This window comes from Nostoc sp. ChiQUE02 (assembly GCF_034531305.2).
Classification (GTDB): Bacteria; Cyanobacteriota; Cyanobacteriia; order Cyanobacteriales; family Nostocaceae; genus Nostoc.
This window is the reverse complement of the sequence record NZ_JAVRBN020000058.1, coordinates 1-22397: the sequence shown is the minus strand read 5'-3', so window position 1 is coordinate 22397 and position 22397 is coordinate 1. Positions and strand designations below refer to the sequence as shown.

At 39.8% G+C, this 22397-nt stretch carries 11 protein-coding genes; 6 read left to right on the top strand and 5 right to left on the bottom strand.

The annotated features are described in order from the left end of the window. Positions 1-37: 37 nt before the first annotated feature. Positions 38-5059 carry a RecQ family ATP-dependent DNA helicase gene (locus tag RM347_RS31650; RefSeq protein ID WP_322715524.1) on the bottom strand — a complete coding sequence of 1674 codons (5022 nt, stop codon included), beginning with the start codon at positions 5057-5059 and terminating at the stop codon, positions 38-40. 605 nt (positions 5060-5664) lie between these two features. Between RM347_RS31650 and RM347_RS31645 the strand changes: the two genes are divergently transcribed. From RM347_RS31645 to RM347_RS31625, 5 genes are all read left to right on the top strand, one after another. After that, positions 5665-8535, top strand: coding sequence for a helicase-related protein (locus tag RM347_RS31645; RefSeq protein WP_322715525.1), 2871 nt, complete (start codon positions 5665-5667; stop codon positions 8533-8535). Positions 8536-8599: 64 nt separating this feature from the next. Beyond that, the gene (locus RM347_RS31640) at positions 8600-12508 is read left to right on the top strand and encodes an Eco57I restriction-modification methylase domain-containing protein (RefSeq protein WP_322715526.1); all 3909 of its coding nucleotides are present in this window, start codon (positions 8600-8602) and stop codon (positions 12506-12508) included. A 167-nt stretch (positions 12509-12675) separates the two neighbouring features. Next, positions 12676-13233, top strand: coding sequence for an AAA family ATPase (locus RM347_RS31635; protein ID WP_322715527.1), 558 nt, complete (start codon positions 12676-12678; stop codon positions 13231-13233). Between the two features lie 56 nt (positions 13234-13289). Next, positions 13290-14780 carry a B12-binding domain-containing radical SAM protein gene (locus RM347_RS31630; RefSeq protein ID WP_322715528.1) on the top strand — a complete coding sequence of 497 codons (1491 nt, stop codon included), beginning with the start codon at positions 13290-13292 and terminating at the stop codon, positions 14778-14780. A gap of 58 nt (positions 14781-14838) precedes the next feature. Beyond that, positions 14839-20226 (top strand): DEAD/DEAH box helicase, encoded by a 5388-nt coding sequence (locus RM347_RS31625; RefSeq protein ID WP_322715529.1) that lies wholly within the window; start codon positions 14839-14841, stop codon positions 20224-20226. Between the two features lie 26 nt (positions 20227-20252). Here RM347_RS31625 and ybaK read toward each other — a convergent pair whose 3' ends face one another. The 4 genes from ybaK to RM347_RS31605 are packed head-to-tail and all read right to left on the bottom strand — an operon-like array spanning position 20253 to position 21611. Further along, positions 20253-20723, bottom strand: coding sequence for a Cys-tRNA(Pro) deacylase (gene ybaK, locus RM347_RS31620; RefSeq protein ID WP_322715530.1), 471 nt, complete (start codon positions 20721-20723; stop codon positions 20253-20255). 22 nt (positions 20724-20745) lie between these two features. Then, complete coding sequence (gene vapC / locus RM347_RS31615; RefSeq protein ID WP_322715531.1) at positions 20746-21153, bottom strand: type II toxin-antitoxin system tRNA(fMet)-specific endonuclease VapC; 408 nt, start codon at positions 21151-21153, stop codon at positions 20746-20748. Further along, positions 21150-21404 (bottom strand): hypothetical protein, encoded by a 255-nt coding sequence (locus RM347_RS31610; RefSeq protein WP_322715532.1) that lies wholly within the window; start codon positions 21402-21404, stop codon positions 21150-21152. Before RM347_RS31610 ends, vapC begins: the two co-directional genes overlap by 4 nt. Before the next feature lie 12 nt (positions 21405-21416). Then, positions 21417-21611: a hypothetical protein gene (locus tag RM347_RS31605; protein WP_322715533.1), complete on the bottom strand. Its 195-nt coding sequence runs from the start codon at positions 21609-21611 to the stop codon at positions 21417-21419. Between the two features lie 75 nt (positions 21612-21686). Between RM347_RS31605 and RM347_RS31600 the strand changes: the two genes are divergently transcribed. Next, a complete protein-coding gene (locus RM347_RS31600; protein WP_322715534.1) occupies positions 21687-21893 on the top strand; it encodes a hypothetical protein in 207 nt (68 codons plus the stop codon). Positions 21894-22397: the final 504 nt, after the last annotated feature.

Sequence of the window (22397 nt, the reverse complement as noted above, 5' to 3'; positions counted from 1 at the left end):
TAGTATTGCTCGGATGGTAGCAGCGATCGCCATAAATTTAATTTTTGTCATTTCTACATACTCGAATTTGTGGAATCACAACAAACCAATTCTCCGAAATTTCTCCTGTTATATCATCCCTCTTAGTATGGTCATATAGATATCGGACTGTTACTTCACCAGGCTGAAACTGAAACTGTCCAGGGAAAATACCTTTATTTATAAGAGATTGCGTTCCATCCCTTGATAAACAACCAATTTCCTGATTCTGCCGTGTAAAAATACTCCAACCATTACCGAAAGAATTTATCCTTAATTCGATAGGAGTACTTTCATGCAAATTTTTAATGATGTTCTGCCTTCTTTTAGTCAATTCATAGCCCAGATGTACATCACTGGGAGTTAAATCAAAGTAACGCATCAACCGAGGAAGTTGAGTTTCAGTATAAGCAGTGGTTTTTGAAGTTAAACCAGCTTGCTGTACAAATAAATTCTGCTGAGTAGAACAAACAATTAATTCTTCTTTGGCACGAGTCATAGCAACATAAAAGAGTCGTCGTTCTGATTCCATCTCATTACAATTAGTTTTAAATCCATCACCTAAAAGTATGACTTTACAAAACTCTAAACCTTTTGAACCATGACAGCTAGTGACTAAAACTGAATTATCTTCTAGGAAGGATTCACCATTTTCATTAAACTCAAATATAGCAGTCAATATTTCATCAATGCTAATAGATAGTATAATATCTTCAGACCTATAACCTCGTTCTTTATCTAAATCTCTAGCAATATTTATTAAAATTTTAACAGTAGGTTCTGTTAAGTTACGACCAGCACGTTCAAAAAACGCCTCAAATCTTTTCTGAACTAATTCTTCAGGATTTAAAACTAGGTTATAGTCTTTCTGTAAAGCATTAATTAGTAAACGAGTGCAACGGTTTTTTAATAGTGCAATAGTATTATTTTTCAGGGCATAAGTAGATATACTTTCTCTTTCTAAAAGCAAGCGGATAGGACTCAAATCATCCCAGCGACTAGCTAAAATAGCGATTTCATGAGGAGCAATCCCTATGTTGATCCAAGATTGAATTTTGTCTTTAACCCATCCTGCTTGTTGTGATAAATTATTGAACTTTAAAGCGGAGACTGCCTTTCCTCTTAATCCTTGACGTTCAGAGTTAATACGAACTTGCTCTTTTGGAGCCTGTTTGCAGCGTATTAAGTTCTTTTGTATAAGACAATTAGCAGTTTCAATAATATTTTCTGTAGAGCGGTAATTTTCGTTAAGTAGTAATCGTTTTGCTTTATACTCTTCTTGGAATTGAAGGATATATCTAGTATCAGCACCTTTAAACGTAAAAACATTTTGATCATCATCTCCAATAACACAGAGATTAATTTGTACCGGCTGTGTTTTATCTTCAGATTGATTTAAGCCAGAAATTGCCTTAATTAAACGATATTCTTTCTCAGTGACATCTTGATATTCATCAACAAATATATATTCTAATTTTCCTAATAATTGAATTCGTCGTGCCTGAGTATCTTCATCTGCATCTTCAAATTCTTCGCCTTTTTCAATTAATTCGCAAGCTTCAACCAAAAGCCGATCAAAATTTATTGTCTGAGTTCCTCTGTATTCACCTACCGTCCGTCCCAAAAGTGATAAGGCTAAACCGTGGAAAGTAAAGACTCGAATTCGTGATGCTTGTTCACCAATCAAATTACGCAACCGCAACCGTAATTCTCTAACTGCATTACGGTTGTAAGCTAAAACAAGAATACGCTTCGGCTCAACTCGCTTAACCTTTACAAGATAAGCAATCCGGTGAACAATAGTTCTTGTTTTACCAGAGCCAGGGCCTGCTATCACTACCATCGCTGGGTCTGAAGCTAGAACAATTTCTTTTTGAGCAGGATTTAGCGCTTCTAGAATACGCTTGTAATCTTCTGGAAGAATAGGTTCGATAATATCTTTTGCAGAAAATTCGTACTTTGAAATAAATTCTTCTTTATTTGTGCCAAAGTAATCACTAACGAATTGCTGACGTTGTTCTGCTGACTTTAGTTTTCCATATTGCACCATGTAATGAGTGCGACGAGTTTGTTCAGCATAGTGAGCTTCAACTTCATGGTAATGGCGTTTTACTGTGGAAACACTTGCATTTTTTATTACACGAATTTTCAACGACTGTTGAAAGAGATTTAGCCCATCACTTAATCGAATGATTTTTCTCTGGTGCAGCCACAAAAGAATAACTTCTAACTCTTCATTATTCCAATCAAGTTGAATTTTTTGGGTAACTTCTTTAGCAAGTTTACCTAATTCGTATTTTAGAGGTAATCTTGCCCCTGTTGTATCTCCCAATGCTTGATATAAAACTTCTAATACTGTAGCTGTTAAAATTTTATGCTCAGGTAAATGCTCTGCAACTTCCATTTCTCCTAAGCGAACCACATCACTAGAAATTCTACTTAACTTTAACCATTTTTGAGCAACCCAACCTTCCAAAATATCTATGATGTTGGATGCTCTGATTTTTTTACTATTGTCTGGGTCAAGTCGAGAAGCAAGCCCACGCAGATTTATTTGTATTTCATCTTCATTACCAAACAACTCATTAAGCACTTGGAGTAATTGGTCTTCTAACTGGCGAATGCGTTCATGATTATTACGGGCATCTCCTCTTACACCCTTAGTAATCACAAGTGTAATGGGTATTTCAAAAGAACAGACTTCAGCTTTTTGCAGTTCACGGATTCTGGCAGTCAGGTCATGTAAGCTAATTCCAGCTTCATCACTGAGACGGTCGAGGGGAAACGGTTGATCGTTGCTATTACAATAAGCTTTCGCAATGTGCATTGCTTGAATCAGCCGCTCAAAGTTGTCCGCTTCAAACCGGGATAAATCCTTCATCCGGCTGTATTCCTCAAACTGCTCTATAGACTCAGCAAAGGTATTATGCCTTAATTCAAATTCGATAAAACTTGAAAAGTTCTCGGCTCGTTCTAATAAACCAAATTTTTCTAAGTAATGCAATCCTGCTTTTATTTTAGTATTTTGCTGTTCTGGTTCTTCACCAAACTCTTCATCAAAGTCGCCCAATTGAAAGATTTCATTGGTTGTCACCCAAAACCAATCATCTCTAGCACTGCCAAAAGTGAGATCGCGGATATGTCTGGTCGAGATCAAGACATTTTTTAAATCTTGTTCGCTCAGTTGGTTCAAACTTTGCAAACGAAAAACTGTATCAGCATCTTTTGGATCAAAGAGTAAAGTACAAATTGATGGTTTTTTGCCGTCGCGTCCTGCCCGTCCAGCCTCTTGGATATAACCTTCTAAATTGGCGCTCATGCAATGATGAATGACAGCGCGTACATCTTTACGGTTTATGCCCATACCAAAGGCACAAGTTGCAGTAACTACATTTAATTTACCTGATTTGAATTCTTGTAAAACTTGTTGTTTTTGTTCTTTTGCAAGTTTCCCATGATAATATTTAGCTTCAATGTGACTTTGTTTAAGAATTTCTGCTAGCTTTTGGGCATTTTTGCGTGTAGTAGTGTAAATCAGTGTACTACCACCTAGTTTAAGAGCTTCTTTTACTTGATTCAACAAAACTTGCTCTTTATTCCCTGCTACTGGAATCACATTAAAAGTTAGATTATCTCTTGTTGTTGCCCCATCAATTGTACGATTAATATTTAGTTCGTGTTGGGCAAATAGCTCTTTAATATCTTCAATAACAGCAACTGTTGCTGTTGCTGTCATCAAAGCTAACAAAGGCATTGCAAGCTGCCGCTCTTGATATAATTCATAAATAAATTTAGGAATGTAACGGTAATCTGGTCGAAAATCGTGACCCCATTGGCTAACACAGTGAGCCTCATCAATTACCCAAAGAACCGGAGGGCGCTGTTCTAACAATGCCCGAATACTCATTGACCGCAATTGCTCTGGACTGATATACAGCAAACCTTTAGAACCAGAACGCAGTTCTAATAATCGCTGACGACGTTCTGCTGCTGAGAGATTACCATTAATGAAGGTGGCGAAGAAAAACCCAGCTTGTTCTAAATCTGCTACCTGATCCGCCATTAATGCTTGGAGCGGCGAAATCACGACAGTCAGCGCTTTGTGCCTTTCGTGGAACATGAAAGCTGGTAATTGATAGCATAAAGATTTACCACCACCAGTAGGCATGAGAACAAGCGGACGCTCATTATTAATAATTGCTTGCACAGCTTCTTCTTGCAAAGGTCGGAAACTGGGAATTTCAAAATATTCCAAGTAAGAGCTGATAGCGAATTCATCTGTACTTAAAGGACGCAAATTCTCAAGTACAGCTTGAAAACCATTTAAATGTCTGAGCCAATCACAAAAAACCTGCTTCGATTCATTGGCATTGCACTCATAGTTCCAAGCCAATAATCCCGCCACGCATAATCTTGTCTCAAAATCATAAGTTTGTGGGCTAGACCATACCTGCTGCAAATAGGATTGATTTATTCCTTTTAGCATTGTCTGTGGCAGTATTTCTATGGCGGGTTGTTCAATCTTCAAACCAAGGCGATCGCTGAAAAATTGTTGATATGCAAGGTCTGCATCTTCGCAACCACAAGTCAGGAGCCAAATATATACCTGTTGTACTTCATCAGGCTTTTTAAATAGTGCTTCTAATTGTTGACCTAGTAATAATCGAGTTGCCTGTGCGTCTTCTAGAGGATTATTACTTGAATATTCACTTTGCTTATAGTCTTTATTTAGCTTATGCGAATGCTGTAGGGGAAAAGCGAGTATTGATAGTTCTAAAGTGTCAATTATATGCCAAGAAGATAATTGAGGTTCTTGCTCAATTAGATAAGGGTAATCAAAGCGGCGGAAGTTATGACCGCATACTGCTAAATTACTATTTTTCAGCTTCCTCATTTCCTCGTAAGCTTGGTTTAAAGATTCTTCCAAAAAATCCTTTGTTAAATTAGGGGATACTAATCCTATACGAAATATCTGATTATCATTGTTAACTTCTAAATCCAAATAAGTATAAAATAATTCAATAATAGATAAGTCTTCCATATAACCCTTAATAGAATTGCGCGACTGCAATTTTATTTATCAATAATTGTTAACTTAACGTACCCTGACTTTTCAGAAGATTTTAGCAGTAAGCATTTATTTATCAGCTAAATAGTACAAACTTACTATTCTATTGACTCACTAATACGTTGCCACTCCTGTTGCGTAACGCTGCAATTTGTAGCGTTCGACTGACGAATTACAGCCAATGTCTTTAACACAATATCTTGGTCTTGCTTTAAGTTTTCCCACAGCAGTGGCTTTTCTAACAGCTTACTGAAATAGCGAATTTTGGTACACGATTTAACATCAACGCGGCTTGTGTCAGTCCACTAGCCAATGCCAGGAGGCTTCCAATGAGCTTTAGAGGTTTGAGCATGACTGCGATCGCAGTCATGCTCACTTGCTCTTGGTCAAAAGCAGAAATTTTATAAAAACTAACTAAATTACGTAATCTTACTACTTACATTGTACTTAAGCTTACTTTAAAACAGAAAAGACTTGTGAACATACTACTTGCTTGCTCATAAGTATTAATTCAGTAACTACTACTATTTTTACTAATTAATCTGCTGCCAAATTTTCAATACTAATATAGGCTAACAATGGCGCAAACTGTGAACCATTCACCTGGTTCCATAGTCACCTGTCGCAGCCGGCAATGGGTGGTACTACCTTCTGAAAACCAGGATGTTATTCGCTTACGACCACTTTCTGGCAACGAAGATGAAATAGCTGGTATTTATCAACAACTTTTACAAGAAAAGCTAGAGAACATTCAATCAGCCACATTTCCCTTACCTCAAGCTAATAGCGTACAAGATCATGCAGCTGCAATTTTACTTATGGATGCTGCACGTCTTCTACTCCGTAGCGGTGCAGGCCCTTTTCGCTGTTTAGGACGATTGTCACTGCGTCCCCGTCCCTACCAGTTAGTTCCTTTGTTAATGGCACTGAAGCTAGAAACAGTAAAATTATTGGTAGCTGATGATGTAGGGATTGGTAAGACCATCGAAGCTGGATTAATAGCTCGTGAATTACTAGACCGAGGTGAGGTGAAGCGAATTGCAGTGCTTTGTCCACCACACTTGTGCGATCAGTGGCAGCAGGAATTACGTGAAAAGTTTCATATTGATGCAGTGGTAGTACGTTCTGGCACAGCTTCCAAATTAGAGCGGAACATACCTAATAATGACAGTGTTTTTAGTTATTATCGACACCTGATTGTTAGTTTGGACTATGCCAAGGCAGAACGTCGTCGCGCCAGCTTTATAACTCACTGCCCTGACTTAGTGATTGTGGATGAAGCACATACTTGCGCCCGTCCAAATAAAACTACTACATCACAGCAGCAGCGACACCAGCTAATTACAGAAATTGCCCAAAAACAAGAACAGCATTTACTGTTACTTACAGCTACTCCTCACAGTGGGATTGAAGAATCTTTTCTCTCCCTTTTAGGTTTGCTGAAGCCGGAGTTTGAGGATTTCAATCTCAATAGCTTAACTGACAAACAACGTGACCACCTAGCCAATCATTTTGTTCAGCGCAGACGGGCAGATGTCAAGCTTTGGCTAGGGAATGAAACTCCTTTTCCTGAACGAGAGTCAAGCGAGGAGTCATATCAGTTATCGAAAGAGTACAAAGAACTATTTGATGAAGTCTATAATTTTGCCCGTGGTTTAGTGAAAACGACTACGGCTGACATGAGTCATGCTCAACGTCGGGGAAGATACTGGTCGGCTTTGGCTTTGATCCGTTGTGTCATGTCTTCACCTGCGGCTGCGATCGCTACATTAAATCGTCAAGTTAGTAAATCAGGCGATCGCTTACTGGGCGATTTAGACGAAGATTTAATGAGTTCTTATGTCCACGACCCCACAGAACAGGAACAAGCGGTTGATGCCTCTCCAACTGTGGTTATAGAACAGGGACAGCAGAGTTACAAAGATGCAGACAAACGCAAGTTAAAAGCTTTTGTGCAATCAGCAGAGAAATTACAAGGTGGCAAAGACCAAAAGCTGCAATCATGCATTGCTACGGTAGAATCTCTGCTCAAAGAGGAGATGAACCCGATTGTTTGGTGTCGCTATATTGCTACTGCAAATTATGTAGCTGATGCTCTCAGGCAGAAATTAGAGAAAAAAGGTAGTCAAATCCGCGTAATTGCGATTACTGGAGAACTTTCTGAGGATGAGCGGGAAACTCGACTAGAAGAGTTAAAATCTTATCCCCAAAGAGTCCTAGTAGCTACAGACTGTTTGAGTGAAGGGGTAAATTTGCAAACACACTTCAGTGCAGTAATTCACTACGATTTACCCTGGAATCCTAACCGGTTAGAACAACGCGAAGGACGTATTGACCGCTACGGTCAAACAGCAACTAAGGTGAAAGCCTACTTGCTTTATGGTCGAGATAATCCTGTTGATGGTGCAGTTCTGGATGTTCTGATTCGCAAAGCTGTGCAGATTCACAAGTCTTTAGGGATTACTGTTCCTGTACCAATGGAAAGTACTACTGTAGCGGAAGCAGTATTTAAATCGCTGTTTGAACGTACCACTGAAGTTATCCAGTTATCTCTGTTTGATTTTCAAGAAGAATCTGCGGTTGATAAAGTTCATAAGAATTGGGACAACGCAGTAGAACGCGAAAAAACCAATCGGACTCGCTTTGCTCAACGTGCCATTAAGCCTGAGCAAGTAGAACAGGAATTAATTGACTCTGACCAGATTTTAGGGAATGAGCAGGATGTAGAGCGGTTTGTCCTATCGGCTTGCGATCGCATATCTTGTTCTTTAATTAAGAAAAAGCAGGGAAGGTCACTGAGCGAAGCCGAAGTGTGGTTACTTTCCCAACCACCGAATTTTCTCAAGTCAACTTTAGGGGATAAATCGCGTTTACTCTCTTTTACCACCCCAACACCAGAGGGCGTGGAATACGTAGGACGAAATCACCCTTTAGTAGAAGGCTTGGCACGGTACATCCTAGAAGATGCACTTTCCCATACAAATGAACCGATCGCAGCACGATGCGGCTTTACTACAACTAATGCGGTACAAAAGCGCACAACTTTGCTGCTGGTAAGGTTACGGCATTTGTTAAACAGTTCTAAACGTACTACAGAAACGCCAAATACCACATCTCTACTAGCGGAAGAATGCGCGGTTATTGGCTTTACAGGTTCGCCCTCTAGCCCTTGCTGGTTGACGCAGTTGGAAGCAACATCACTACTGCAACAAGCCAAGCCAGTCAGCGATGTTACTAAAGCTATGAAGCAGATAGAAATTGGTGAGTTACTCCAAAGGTTAGAAGAACTCCAGCCAGATTTGGAAAAGTTTGCCAGAGAAAGAGCAGAAGAACTTTTACAAAGCCATAGACGCGTCAGAGCAATGACCCAAGAAGGTCGAATTCGCGTCACCCCCCAATTGCCGATGGATATTCTCGGTGTTTTTATCCTTCAACCCGGACGTAAGTAAAAGGCTGGTTGTCGTGCAAAGTACTTCTACCTGCCAGTAATCTTTTATTTTTAATTCTCCAGATATGAAAACTACATTAACTGCGCTTCAAATCGAAGGAAATTTACTAGCTCCAGATATGACTGCCCAAATGCTAGAAGGCAGCATCAAAGGACAATTACCAGAAGACTTTGGTTTTAATAAAACTGATAAATTAGCAGATGAAATTGCCACTGCCTGGGGCGATGCTAAAGCATACTGGGCAGCATTTCAACGCGCATTGTCAAGGCTCGATGAGAATAACTCAGCCACTACAATTACTCGCGAACTTTGGACAGTGCCATTACTGCAAAGTCTAGGTTATGAACCTGTATACACTGCAACAGCCGAAGTCGTAGAAGGACAAACCTATGCGATTTCTCACCGTGCGGAACCAGGAGAAAATAAGCCACCTATCCACATTATTGGTTGTCGGCTAGAAATCGATAAACGTCCTCCCAGTGGCACACCCAGGTTATCAGCACACGCACTAGTGCAGGAGTATCTTAACAAGACAGAGCATCTTTGGGCGATCGCAACCAATGGCTTCCGTTGGCGGTTACTGCGTGACTCTTCCTTGATGACTCGGCTCACTTACATCGAATTTGACTTAGAACAGATTCTCGACGGCGAGAACTTTGCTGAGTTTGGGCTATTTTATCGACTGTTTCATCGTTCTCGCTTGCCTGAAGGAGTTGATGATGCAGACAAGTGTTTGCTGGAATATTACCACCAAGAAGCACTGCAACAGGGGGGACGGGTACGCGACAGACTCCGAGATGGGGTTGAAAAAGCCTTAGTTCAGCTAGGTAATGGCTTTATTCAACATCCGCAAAACGAATGGCTACGTCAAAAACTTGGAATTATCCCCAATTACGAAGCAAAAGTTACAAATTACGAATTCTATCGCCAATTGTTGCGATTAATTTATCGTTTACTGTTTTTAATGGTGGCAGAATCCCGCAATTTATTATTGATTGGAGATGACTTAGAGAAATCTCGGATTTACCGAGAATATTACAGCATTGAACGCTTGCGAGAGTTAGCCGAACGTCCTCATTGGCGGCGGGAAGGTTTTCAAGATTTATGGCAAGGTTTGTGGGTAACTTTCTTGCTCTTTGATGAAAACTGGCGCGGTGAAGTACTAGGTTTGTCTCCCCTCAATGGAGATTTATTTGGTTCTAAAACTCTACCAGCGTTAGATAATTGTGCAATTGACAATTATGATTTACTCCTTGCTATCCGCCAATTATCACTATACCTAGACAAGGCACAACTAAGACGAGTAAATTATGAATTTTTAGATGTAGAAGAATTAGGAAGCGTTTATGAGAGCCTATTAGATTTTCATCCCCAGATAGTACAGAAACAGTCCAAATATGAATTTGCTTTAGTGGTTGGTAGCGATAGGAAAACTACCGGATCTTACTATACTCCGCCACAGCTTGTACAACAACTGATAAAAACTGCACTTGAACCAGTAATTAAAGAAAAGCTTCATAGTACGCAACAGAAGCTAGGCAATTCAGAAAACAATACTTCGACTACGCTCAGTAACCATCAAGAATTAGAAAAAGCACTTCTTAGTTTAAAAGTATGTGACCCTGCTTGTGGTTCAGGCCATTTTCTTTTAGCAGCAGCAAGGCGGATTGGTAAAGAATTAGCCAAAGTCCGTACAGGTGAAGCAGAACCTGGAATTGAACCTTTAAAATTAGCAATTCGAGATGTTATTCAAAATTGTATTTATGGGGTGGATTTAAACCCGTTAGCAGTGGATTTATGCAAGGTTGCCTTATGGATTGAAGGATTTCCTGGTAAGTTACCACTTAGCTTTTTAGACCACAGAATTAAATGTGGAAATTCCTTAATAGGAGTATTGGATATTAATTGTCTATCTGAGGGAATACCCGATGAAGCTTATAAGCCTATAACCGGAGATGATAAAAAGTTATCTTCACAGTTTAAGAAGCGGAATAAAAAAGAACGGGAGACAGATAACCAAGGACAATTATCAATATTTGGAGGTTTAGAAACCGAACGTACACACTATACAGAAAGTGCGCGGGAGTTAGGAGATATTCCCGAATCCACACCGCAACAAGTGAGAGAAAAGCAAGCACGATATCAGCAAGCTCGTAAAGATTCGGGATGGTGGCGAGATTATTCAGCGTGTAATTTGTGGACTGCGGCATTTTTTATGTCCTTGACTGAAAAAAACTTGCAGCTTTTACCAACAACGGCTGTGTTAACTCAGCTATTGCAAGGTAATTTGTCAATGCAAGAGATAGTAAATACAACAAATAAGTTGGCTGAGGAGAAGCATTTTTTTCACTGGTGTTTAGAGTTTCCTGAAGTATTTGAACAAGGCGGATTTAATTGTGTGTTGGGTAATCCGCCTTGGGAACGAATTAAGTTACAAGAGAAAGAATTTTTTGCTTCTCAAAGTGCGGAAATTGCTAACGCTGTAAATAAAGCAGCGCGGGAGAAGTTGATTAAGGAATTACCTAAGAAAAATCCTGAGTTAGCACAAGCATTTGAAGATGCGAAACATGATGCTGAGGCACAAGGGAAATTTATTAGAGAGTCGAGTAGATTTCCTTTAACTGCTGTGGGTGATATTAATACTTATGCTATTTTTGCTGAGACAACCAGAAAATTAATTTCCAGTAATGGTAGAGCAGCAATAATTGTTCCCACAGGTATTGCAACAGATACAACTACATCAGAATTTTTCCGTAATTTAGTCGATTCATCTACTCTTCAAGGAATACAAGGTTTTGAAAATGAAAGATTCTTATTTAGTGGGATTGACCATCGGGTTTCGTTTTGTATCATTTCTCTTGGAGGAGCAAAAAACGATTTTGTTGAAATGAAGTTTTCATGGTATGCCTGGAACGTTCAACAAGCAAATGATATAGCTAGACAAGTTATCCTTTCAAGTGAAGATTTTAAACTAATCAATCCTAATACTTTTACTTGCCCTATTTTCCGAACTTATATTGATGCCGAACTCACCAAAAAAATTTATCAATGTTTACCTGTTTTGCTAAATGAAAATACAGGTAGTAACCCTTGGGGTATTTCATTTATGTCCATGTTTCACATGGCAAATGATAGCCATTTATTTAAGAATGAGCCTGGTACTAGCTTAGTTCCGCTTTATGAAGCAAAGATGTTTCATCAGTTTGACCACCATTATTCAACATACGAAGGGGCAACTCAAGCGAATCTTAATGTTGGTATATTGCCTCAAGTACCAGACGAAATGAAACAAAATTATAACTTTGCTATTGAACCACGTTACTGGATTGAGCGCACTGAAATAGAAAATAAATTAAGTAAAAAATGGGAAAATAAATGGTTGATAGCTCTAAGAGATATTTGTAGAAATACTAATTACAGAACTTGTATTGGCAGTTTTTTACCATTAGTTGCTACTTCTGGAATGAATTTAATATTTCTCAGATTTAACAATCCTTTAATAGTAAATTGTTTTTACTCCAATACTCAAAGTTTAGTATTTGACTATGTAGTTAGACAAAAAGTTGGTGGAACGCACCTTAGCCAGAATTATCTTAAACAACTTCCGGTTCTTCCCCCAGAATTATACACCCCAGAAGATATCAAATTTATTAGTGATCGCGTACTCGAATTAGTCTACACTGCCTGGGATATGCAACCCTTCGCCAAAGATATGGGATACGACGGCGAACCCTTCATTTGGAACCCCAACAGACGGGCATTATTAAGAGCAGAATTAGACGCATATTACGCCAAACTCTACGGACTCACCCGTGATGAACTGCGATATATTCTCGACCCTGCTGATGTTTACGGCGCAGACTTCCCAAGCGAAACATTCCGCGTTTTGAAGAATAACGAAATTAAGCAGTTTGGTGAATACCGCACACAGAGATTAGTTTTGGAGGCATGGGATAGAATGTTTGATACCTAAAATAAACCTGATTATTCTTACAGCAGATTATAGATAAACCAAGTACAAAATCTATAATAAAAACTAGATACTTAGCCTATTTTACTCAAGACTTCTGAAGTTTGCTGTAATTAAGACGCATATTAGATTTTATTCAATTTCTTCTTCATAAATTAGATTGGTAAGCAATGAAAGTATTAGCAATTGTTGGTATGGCTGGTTCTGGTAAAAGTACAGTAGCTGAATATTTTAAAAATCATAACTTGCCTGTATTAAGCTTTGGAGACTTAATCAGAGAAGAAATCTTAAAACGCGGACTAGAAATTACGCCCCTGACAGAGCCAATAGTTAGAGAAGAAATCAGAAATCAGTATGGAATGGATGCTTGTGTAAAACTGTCTTTACCTTGGATTCAAGCTAAATTGATGAAAAATTCTTTTGTTATCATTGATGGCATAAGAAGCTTTAGTGAATATAAATCTCTGAAAAAAGAGTTCGGTGATAAATTAGTAGTCTTAGCTTTATTTACTTCCAAGCATATGCGTTATAAACGCCTAGCTTCTAGAACAACAAGACCATTTAAAAGAGATGAAGCCGAAGCACGAGATTATAGAGAGATTGAGAGAATTGAGCTAGGTGGAACTATAGCTATAGCAGATTTTATGATTATTAATGATGGTCTATCAGAAGAATTATTTCACAAAGTGGAAACTTTACTCACTAATTTAGTTACAAAAGTTTCTTAATTTAACAAATCTAAACAGCTACTCAACACTCAAAAAATTAAACAATAGGTAAAATCATGGATTTACTTTTAGTTAATATCCCAATCGATTTAGGTAAAAAACCCTATGATTTAGCTTTTTCCTTTTTAAAAAGGCTGAATTTTGGCATTCTAGTAATTGCCTCTTATATGACAGAGAGAGGATTTAATGTTGGTATTTTTGACCCTCAATCCTATCCTGAAGAAGATTGTTTAATAAAACTTTTACAAGAAATTGAGCAGACTTCACCTCATGTGATTGGGTTATCTTGCGTCAGTGGTTTTAGCTATCCTCCTTGCCTAAAAATAGCTAGCACAATTCGCAAGAGATTTCCATCTATTCCTATAATTGTTGGTGGGAAAGATCATGTTGGACAAATTGCAGAAACAGTATTATTGGAATGTTCAGCGATAGATATAGTAGTCAGAGGTGAAGGCGAGGAAGTTTTGTGTCAACTTGTTAAGCATATTACTAACAAAAAACCTCTTGATACAATTAATAATATTGTTTATCGCGATCTTCATGGAGAGATTTGCTCAACTCATTATGATTTAGCTTTTAATCCTCAAAAAATGACTCGACTTAACTATAGCCTCTATCCAAATTTTCAGACATTTGCACCAAGTTTGGAAGTTGGTAGAGGTTGTACTTTCGGCTGTGAATTCTGTGTTTCTGCAAAAACTGGAGTGCGGAAAAAGGACATACCCTCTATTATTGATGAAGCGGAATATATTACTGATATATATGGGGATAATGAAATTTGTATTTATCTAGAAACACCTATGTTTCTCATGCAAGATGAAGAAATATCCCAGTTAGCTATTCAACGTCAAGAGAGAGGTTTAAATTTTACCTGGAGAACTAGCACACGTGTAGAATATTTAACTCCAAACCGTCTCGATAAATTAGCAAAAGCTGGCTGTCGAATTTTGGATTTGGGATTAGAAAGTGCTTCTTTTGATATTCTTCTCCGAATGGGTAAAACTCGTGATCCCCAAAGGTATCTTGACAGAGCATCTGAAATACTGCGTGCTGCCTATGATCTAGGTATTATTATCAAGCTCAATATTCTTTTTTATATAGGAGATACCTTAGAAACAATAGCAACAACATTTTCTTATCTTACTAAAAATATGCCCTATGTAACTAGTGTTTCAGCATATCCTCTTTTGCTGTATCCTGGCTCATCTTTAGAAGGGGGAATAAAAGAAGAAATTAAGCGTTATGGAGGAAATATTATTACAGATGCAGTTTGGCAGTCAAGACATCTATGGCCTATTAACCCTAGTTCGGAATTAACCTATGATTCTCTCCAAGAGCTAGGAGTTTTGTTTGCTAAATCTTTTCAGACTATCGACACTTTCTATACTCAAAAGCGATATGGTTATTTTTCTCCAGAAATTTCCTACACCGATTTTGTCGATGCTGCTATTCATTTTGGTATTGATTCTTTACCTTTTTCCAAAGATTTGAAAGAAACGGAATCAAATAGGCAAATACTTTGGGATTACTTAAAAGCTGGAATATAAAACATGAGGATAATCGCTATTTTAGGCAGTTTTTATATTAACGTATCAGCTTTTAATTATGAAAATCCCGGTCAAACTACAAGAATTAATCAAACAGCCAGAACCAGCTATTTTATCTATTAGTTCCCTCATCGGACAAAGATTAGCATTAGTTGATTGTACAAATATTGTTTCTATCACTTCTGAACAACTAAACCTAATTTTCACCCATGTTCCCCAAGAATGGGATGATGCAGAACTAACAGAGATTTTTGACACTAACACCCTAACAGACACCTTTGCCAACCAACTTTACCAATACATTGACCATCGCTTAGGACGCATTCCCACACAACAAAAAGGCACGTCGTCCCAATTATCAATTCCTGATTCCCTTGATATCTTTAACTTCCGCAACGAAGTAATAGGCGACTACCGCCGCTATATAGAAAGCTTTCTCAAAATCCGCGATTGCAAAGTCAAAGAATTTGTAGACGCAGAATTAGACAAAGGGCAACTCTGGACTGACCCCCTAGTACAACTCAATCCTAGCTATAAAAAGGGTGCAACAGTCAAAGAATTAGTACAACAGCAAACGCTTCATTCAGATTGCGAAAAATATTTCTACAAAAAAAACGGCGAACCCTTCACCTTCCATTACCATCAAAAGCAAGCATTTGAAACTGCACAACGCCAAGAACCTTACGTTGTTACTACAGGCACAGGTTCCGGTAAAAGCATGACTTACGTTGTGCCGATCTTCGACGATTTACTGTGTCATCCTGAAATTTCAGGAGTTAGGGCAATATTGGTTTATCCTATGAATGCCTTAATTAACTCCCAAAAAGAAGAACTCGACAAATTTTTACGCCAAGTTCCGAATACTCATATTCGTGTTGAAAAATACACTGGGCAAGAAAGTTTAACCAGGAAAACTGAAATTCAAAACAACCCACCCCATATTTTACTCACCAACTACGTGATGCTAGAGTTAATGCTCTCACGCACTCACGAAAATAAACTGGTCGAGTCTCCCAATTTAAAATTCCTGATACTGGATGAATTACACACCTATCGAGGACGACAAGGTGCAGACGTTGCCATACTGATCCGCAAACTCCGTCAACGCAACCAAAAAGCCAAACAACAATCAAATAATTACGAATTACGAACTACAAATTACGAATTACTCTGCATTGGCACAAGTGCCACTATGTCAACGGTCGGTTCCCGTGAACAACGTCGTCAGGTTGTGGCAGATGTCGCTAGTAAGTTATTTGGCGTGGAAATCAAACCCAATAATGTCATTGATGAAACTCTAGAACGTTCTATCCAACTTGCTGAACCTACTATTGAACAACTGCGCCAAGGAATCTTGGCAGGTTTACCAACCGAGTTAGAACAAACACTAACAGAATTCCGAAACCATTCCTTGAGCTACTGGATCGAGATGAACTTTGGTTTAGAAGAAAGAGAAGGGCATCTCGTTCGCCGTCAACCCATCAGCTTAGAAACAGGTGCAACCAAACTTGCCCAACAAACCCAGCTTCTAGAGGAAACTTGTTTAACAGTCCTCAAACAGATGTTCCTTTGGGGAAGCAAGATTAATGGACTTGCTTTTCGCCTACATCAGTTCATTTCCCAAGGGGGAAGCGTTTACGCCACGATTGAAAATCGAGACAAACGCCATTTAACCCTTGAAGGACAATATACAACCACCGACAACCGTCTACTTTATCCCCTCGTTTTTTGTCGGGAATGCGGACAAGATTATTATGTCGTGCGCTACGATGCCGATAAGCACATCATCCTGCCCCAATTGCCCACTGCATTAGATATTAGTCCTGATGATGCAGATATTACCGAAGGTTATCTCACCCTCGATGAACCAGAACTTTGGGATACAAGCGATGAAGATAGACTTCCTGACTCTTGGTTTAGTGAAACAAAAAAGAAAGGACGGGTTGCCAAAAAAGACTTTGCACGATTTATTCCTCGCAAACTCCAAATTCTACCCAATGGTAAAGTTACATCCTCCTTGTTGCAAGGAACCACTTGTTGGTTTATTCCTAAGCCATTTCTGACCTGTCTTAACTGCGGCGTACTTCATGACAAAAAGCGAAACGAATTTGCTAAACTCTCTCGCCTCAGCAGTGAAGGGCGCAGTACCGCCACCACTCTGCTTTGTCTTTCTACCACCAGCCGCCTCAAGAAAGTCTTCACAGGGGAGGAAGCTAAAGCTGCCAAAATCCTCAGTTTTACCGATAACCGTCAAGATGCGTCTTTACAAGCGGGACATTTCAATGATTTTGTCCAAACCAGTTTCTTACGGGCTGCACTTTTAGGTGCAATTCAAGCCAAAGGGCAACTTACTCACAGCGAATTAGCCAACGTTGTCGTCCAGTACATGGGAATTACTCAAAACGACTATGCCAAGCAAGCAGCAGAGTTTGGTGTTGGGAAGCGACGCAATGAGGAAGCCTTTCGCAAACTAATTGAATATCGCCTTTACGAAGACTTGCGCCGGGGGTGGCGCATCGTTCAACCCAACCTTGAACAGTGCGGACTGTTGATAATTGAGTATGACGGACTCCAAGAAGCCTGTGCTGACAACAACCTTTGGCAAAAACACCGCCATTCTCTTTTACTACAAGCCACTCCACAAGAACGTTTTATCATTACCCAAGCATTCCTCAACCATCTGAGGCGAGAATTAGCAATTGATGCCAAACTTTTACAACCAAACCAAAAAGATTCACTCAAAAGCGAAGTCATTCAAGCTCTTAAAGAACCTTGGGTATTCGATGAAAACGAATATTTATACTTAGCAACTTGGGCAACTATTAGCACTGGTGGTAATGAAAAAGCGAAAGTTAAACTTACTACTAGAAGTAAAATTGGACGATTTTTGCGATCGCCAAATACATGGTCGCTCCGCAGCCAACTTTTAACAGATGTAGAGTTCAACAGCTTAATCACTACTCTAATTGATGCTTTGTGTGATGCTGGCTACCTAGTGAAAGAAAAATCTGAGGTACAGCTACGCATAGACTCACTACTATGGAAAGCAACCAACCTCAAGGAAATCCCTACCGATCCCTTAACATCGCGTCGCTTGCAAGGTAACGATAAACCCAATATTTCAGTTAACCAATTTTTCCAAGGTTTCTACCAAACCAATGCCTTGCAAATCCAAACAATGGAAGGGCGAGAACATACCGGACAGGTAAGTAACAAAGACCGTCAAGAACGAGAAGAAAAATTCCGTCAAGGACAATTAGCTGCATTGTTTTGTTCTCCGACAATGGAATTAGGCATCGACATTTCCGACCTTAGCGTTGTCCATCTCCGAAACGTTCCCCCCAGCCCCGCCAATTACGCCCAACGTAGCGGTCGTGCTGGTAGAAGTGGACAGCAAGCTTTAGTCATTACTTATGCTTCCATTGGTAGCGGTCACGATCAATATTTTTTCAAACGCCAAAATCAAATGGTTGCTGGGGTAGTTGCCCCACCAAAACTAGAATTAGCCAATCAAGATTTAATTAAATCTCACGTATATTCGATTTGGCTGGCACATACTGGGGTTTACTTGGAAGATTCAATGAATAAAATCTTGGATTTGGAATTAGAAAACTATCCCCTCAAAGACAGCATTCGCCAACAACTTACCCTGAGCCAAGCCAAATTAACCCAATGTCTGCAAGCCGCTCAGTCTATCTTCTCAGACTTTTTCTGCCAAGAGGATCTGCAAAAAGCTTCTTGGTATTCTGTAAATTGGTTACAGAATACCATCGAAAATGCTCTGAATGCTTTTGACCGGGCCTGTAAGCGTTGGCGAGATTTATATATAGAGTCAGTTAAGCAGTTAGAATCTGCCCGTCGCACCATTGACCGTTTTGCTAGAGGTGATGTCACCCAAGAGGAACGCAAAAATGCCGAATCACAGTCACGAGAAGCACAACGACAAATTGATTTACTCGTAGGACACAGCCAAGGCAAGAGTAATTCCCAGTTTGAATTTTATCCTTATCGTTACTTTGCTGCCGAAGGGTTTTTACCAGGATTTAACTTCCCCCGTCTGCCAGTCCGAGCATTTATTCCGGCTGGTGAAGGTGGCGAATTTATTTCTCGCCCTCGCTCAATGGCATTACGGGAATTTGCTCCCAACAACATCCTTTACTACGAAGGTAGTAAATTCATGGTGGCCAAAACAAAAGTTCCTGTTGGTGGCATTGAAGGCGAGTATAAACGGGTGAGTGTCTGCGCTAACTGCGGGTATTACCACGACGGCGATTTTCGTGACACTTGTGAAAACTGCGGTGCAGAAATTAAACATGATGCTCATGGCAATGTAGCCAAATTGACTCGTGTACTGCCAATGGAAACTGCGATCGCTCGTCGTCGAGAACGCATTACCTGCGACGAAGAAGAACGGCTCAAGTACGGCTACAACATCACCACTCATTTCCGCTACGCTAGCCAAAAGCGGGAATCAGCTATTGTTCAAGCTGCTGACGGTACACTACTATTCAAATTAACCTATGGAGCTACAGCTACCATTTGGCGAATTAATCGGGGGCTGAAGAAGAATAGAGAAGAACGAGGATTTAAGCTCAATCCAACAACGGGTGTGTGGGGCGACCATAAAAATCCACAGACTCAACAGACACCCGATAGCTTACATACCGAAGTGAATTTAATGGTCGATGATACTTGCAATATCTTGATTGTTGAGCCATTAAATGTTCCTGTTGAGGACAGAGAAGCTTTTATTGCCACCTTGCAATACACTTTAGAAACTGCAATTCAAGCCGTTTATAAATTAGAAGCTGATGAACTCGACTCCGAACGACTAGGCGAAGGTAAGTATTTACTGTTCTGGGAAGCTGCTGAAGGTGGTGCAGGTGTACTCTCTCAGCTATTAGAAAAACCAGAGGCATTTAGAAAAATTGCTGATGCAGCTTTCGACATTTGCCATTTTACACAACCTAAAGACAGTTGTATTCAAGCTTGCTATGAATGTTTGCTTTCTTACCGCAATCAATTTGACCATGCACTGATAAATCGTCATTTAATCAAACCTTGGCTTGACCTCTTACTGGAGAGTAGCGTTATTACTCAAGTCAAAGGGCTTTCTCGCGATCAGCAATATCAAAAATTGCTGGAACAGACAGACCCTAACTCTGATTTTGAGCGTGTGGTTTTGCAGGAAATTTATCAACGGGGGTATAAATTACCCGATGCTGCTCAGAAATTTATTCCAGAGGCAAACTGTAAACCAGATTTTGTTTATGAGGAGGAGGCGATCGCTGTTTTTTGTGATGGTTCAGTGCATGATAGCCCTGATAAACGCCAGCAAGATAAGATTGAGCGCGATAATCTTAGGTACGAGACTGGTTATACTGTCCTTAGCTTAAGCCATAGTGAAGGTTGGCAAACTGAATTGCTTGTTTTAGCAAGTTTATAACCTAGAACAAATCCATCCACTGACCCCTAATTTTGTACAATTGCTCCCAAAGTACCCTTAACTGCACGTAAATAATCAGATGGGGATAGCAGAAGCAACATACCTCGCATTCCACCAGAAACAGTAATCTGCTCAAATAGAGTTGCAGTTTCATCAAGGTAAACGGGATAGTCTTTTTTGCTAGCTAAAGCTGTCACACCGCCACGAATGTATCCTGTTAGTGGCTGAACTTCCTTGAGGGCAACCGTCTCAACCTTGCGGTTTCCTGAAATCCGTGCCAAGGCTTTTAAATCTAACTGAGCATTTCCCGGCACAACAGCAAAACAGATACCTGTTGTGTCACCTCTGACTACTAAAGTTTTAAAAACTTGCTCTGGTGGAAGACCAACTTTGTACGCTGTACTCTCAGCTGCCAAATCATCAGGATCTACTTCATAGCTGAGGATTTGGTAGGGAATACCTAGTTTATCAAGTAGTCGAGCAGCATTAGTTTTCATTTAAGTCCACAAAAGATATTATTTATTGCTCAAGCTCCCAATCCTCAATCACCAGCCCACTAATGCGACTAAATTCTCTTATGTTGTGCGTAACTAATGTTAAGTTATTCACTAGCGCAATCGCTGCAATCTGCAAATCATAAGGCCCTATTGGTGTACCAAGCGTCCCTAACTCTGCCCGAATTGTGCCAAAAATTCGAGCTGCCCGATCATCAAAAGGCAAAGATACAAAATTATTTAAGAATGCTTCTTGTAATGTTAAAGTACGTGTGGGATTATTACTTCGCATTGCACCATAAAACAGTTCGGCTTTTACTACCGAACAAACAACGATATCTGCTGGTGATAGCGATTCTAACCTCTGCCTCACAGCAGACATAGGACGATTCAGATAAACAATACAAGCATTGGTATCTAACAAATATCTCACTCTAATGGCTCCCTAGTGTCATGCTCACCTTGGGGATATCTTTGAATTGGGTCATCTGCTAATGATCCAGCTGTTTGTTCAAAAAATCCGGCTGGCCATCCTAATTCTTGGGGTGTTTTCGGGGGTGTTGATGGTTCTATTTGTTGATAAATCACCATGACTTCCATTTTTTTATCTGTGATGCCAACGGGAATCTCAAGGTGCAAAATGCCGTCAGCCCCAACATGAGAACATAACTTAATACTTTGCATTACTGTTTTCTCCTAGTCCTTGGTTGATTGAAAATTACGTGGTATCTCATCTATGATGCCGTATTCTTTTTCAATCACACTCAACAGCTTTTTCACTATAGCCGTCAAATACGGTCGCTTCAGTTCCCCCAGATGCTTCAGCATAGCAGTTGGGGCATCTTCCAAGTTCTCGTTTTCCCGCAGCCGTGCGATCGCTTCCGGGAGCATCTCACTTTTGCAAATATAGGTGTAAGTGAGGGAATATAGTTACACTCTTTGATACGAGTAACAAGTGCAACTACTATGACCCCTGAAGACTCCCAACGTCTGGAAGCCTGTTTACTGGAAGCAGCAGAGATTCTTTATCGGAATACCAAGGCTGAAGAGTTAAGAAGCTTTGAGAGTTTAGAAAAAGCAGTAAGAACCAAAGTTCTAGAGCAAGTAAGTCCAAAAATTGCTTTTTTTTTATTAAACAAGTTACAGGCACAGAAAAAGGTAGAGCAAGAATAGTCAAAAGCGTTGTGGGTCAGGTAAAACTGACAGATAGGCAAGCAAAAATATTAGGGTTAAAGCCCTATAGCCAATTGAGTCCATTATTTGAAAAAAACTGCCTGCTGCTGAGTGGGAATGAATCATTTCAAGATTCTGAAAAAGACATTGAAGCATTAACAGGAATAAAAGTGTCTCATAGCACTTTACAACGACTTGTTCATCGGCAGGAGTTTCAGGAGCCTACAGCAAAACATCGGTGTATCAGAAGTGAGCATAGATGGAGGAAAAGTCCGTCTCCGTTCTCAAATCAAGGGTGTGGAAAGTTATTGGCGGGACTACAAAGCCGTTCGCTTACAGGGTATTTATTATGTGTAGTGACCTGCAATCATAAATCCCTCAACCTGCAATCATCGCTGTTTTCAACCAGGATTATTTGCAACTATAATTTCAGTTGAGCCAGGGTTAAATGCAACTGAGCCAGGATTATTTGCAACCAGCCTGCAATCATCCGTTTCGACCAGG

Bases quoted from the DNA above. Each gene is read 5' to 3' on its own strand.
- RM347_RS31650 (WP_322715524.1), bottom strand. From the start codon at position 5,059: ATGGAAGACTTATCTATTATTGAATTATTTTATACTTATTTGGATTTA.
- RM347_RS31645 (WP_322715525.1), top strand. From the start codon at position 5,665: ATGGCGCAAACTGTGAACCATTCACCTGGTTCCATAGTCACCTGTCGC.
- RM347_RS31640 (WP_322715526.1), top strand. From the start codon at position 8,600: ATGAAAACTACATTAACTGCGCTTCAAATCGAAGGAAATTTACTAGCT.
- RM347_RS31635 (WP_322715527.1), top strand. From the start codon at position 12,676: ATGAAAGTATTAGCAATTGTTGGTATGGCTGGTTCTGGTAAAAGTACA.
- RM347_RS31630 (WP_322715528.1), top strand. From the start codon at position 13,290: ATGGATTTACTTTTAGTTAATATCCCAATCGATTTAGGTAAAAAACCC.
- RM347_RS31625 (WP_322715529.1), top strand. From the start codon at position 14,839: ATGAAAATCCCGGTCAAACTACAAGAATTAATCAAACAGCCAGAACCA.
- ybaK (WP_322715530.1), bottom strand. From the start codon at position 20,723: ATGAAAACTAATGCTGCTCGACTACTTGATAAACTAGGTATTCCCTAC.
- RM347_RS31610 (WP_322715532.1), bottom strand. From the start codon at position 21,404: ATGCAAAGTATTAAGTTATGTTCTCATGTTGGGGCTGACGGCATTTTG.
- RM347_RS31605 (WP_322715533.1), bottom strand. From the start codon at position 21,611: ATGCTCCCGGAAGCGATCGCACGGCTGCGGGAAAACGAGAACTTGGAA.
- RM347_RS31600 (WP_322715534.1), top strand. From the start codon at position 21,687: ATGACCCCTGAAGACTCCCAACGTCTGGAAGCCTGTTTACTGGAAGCA.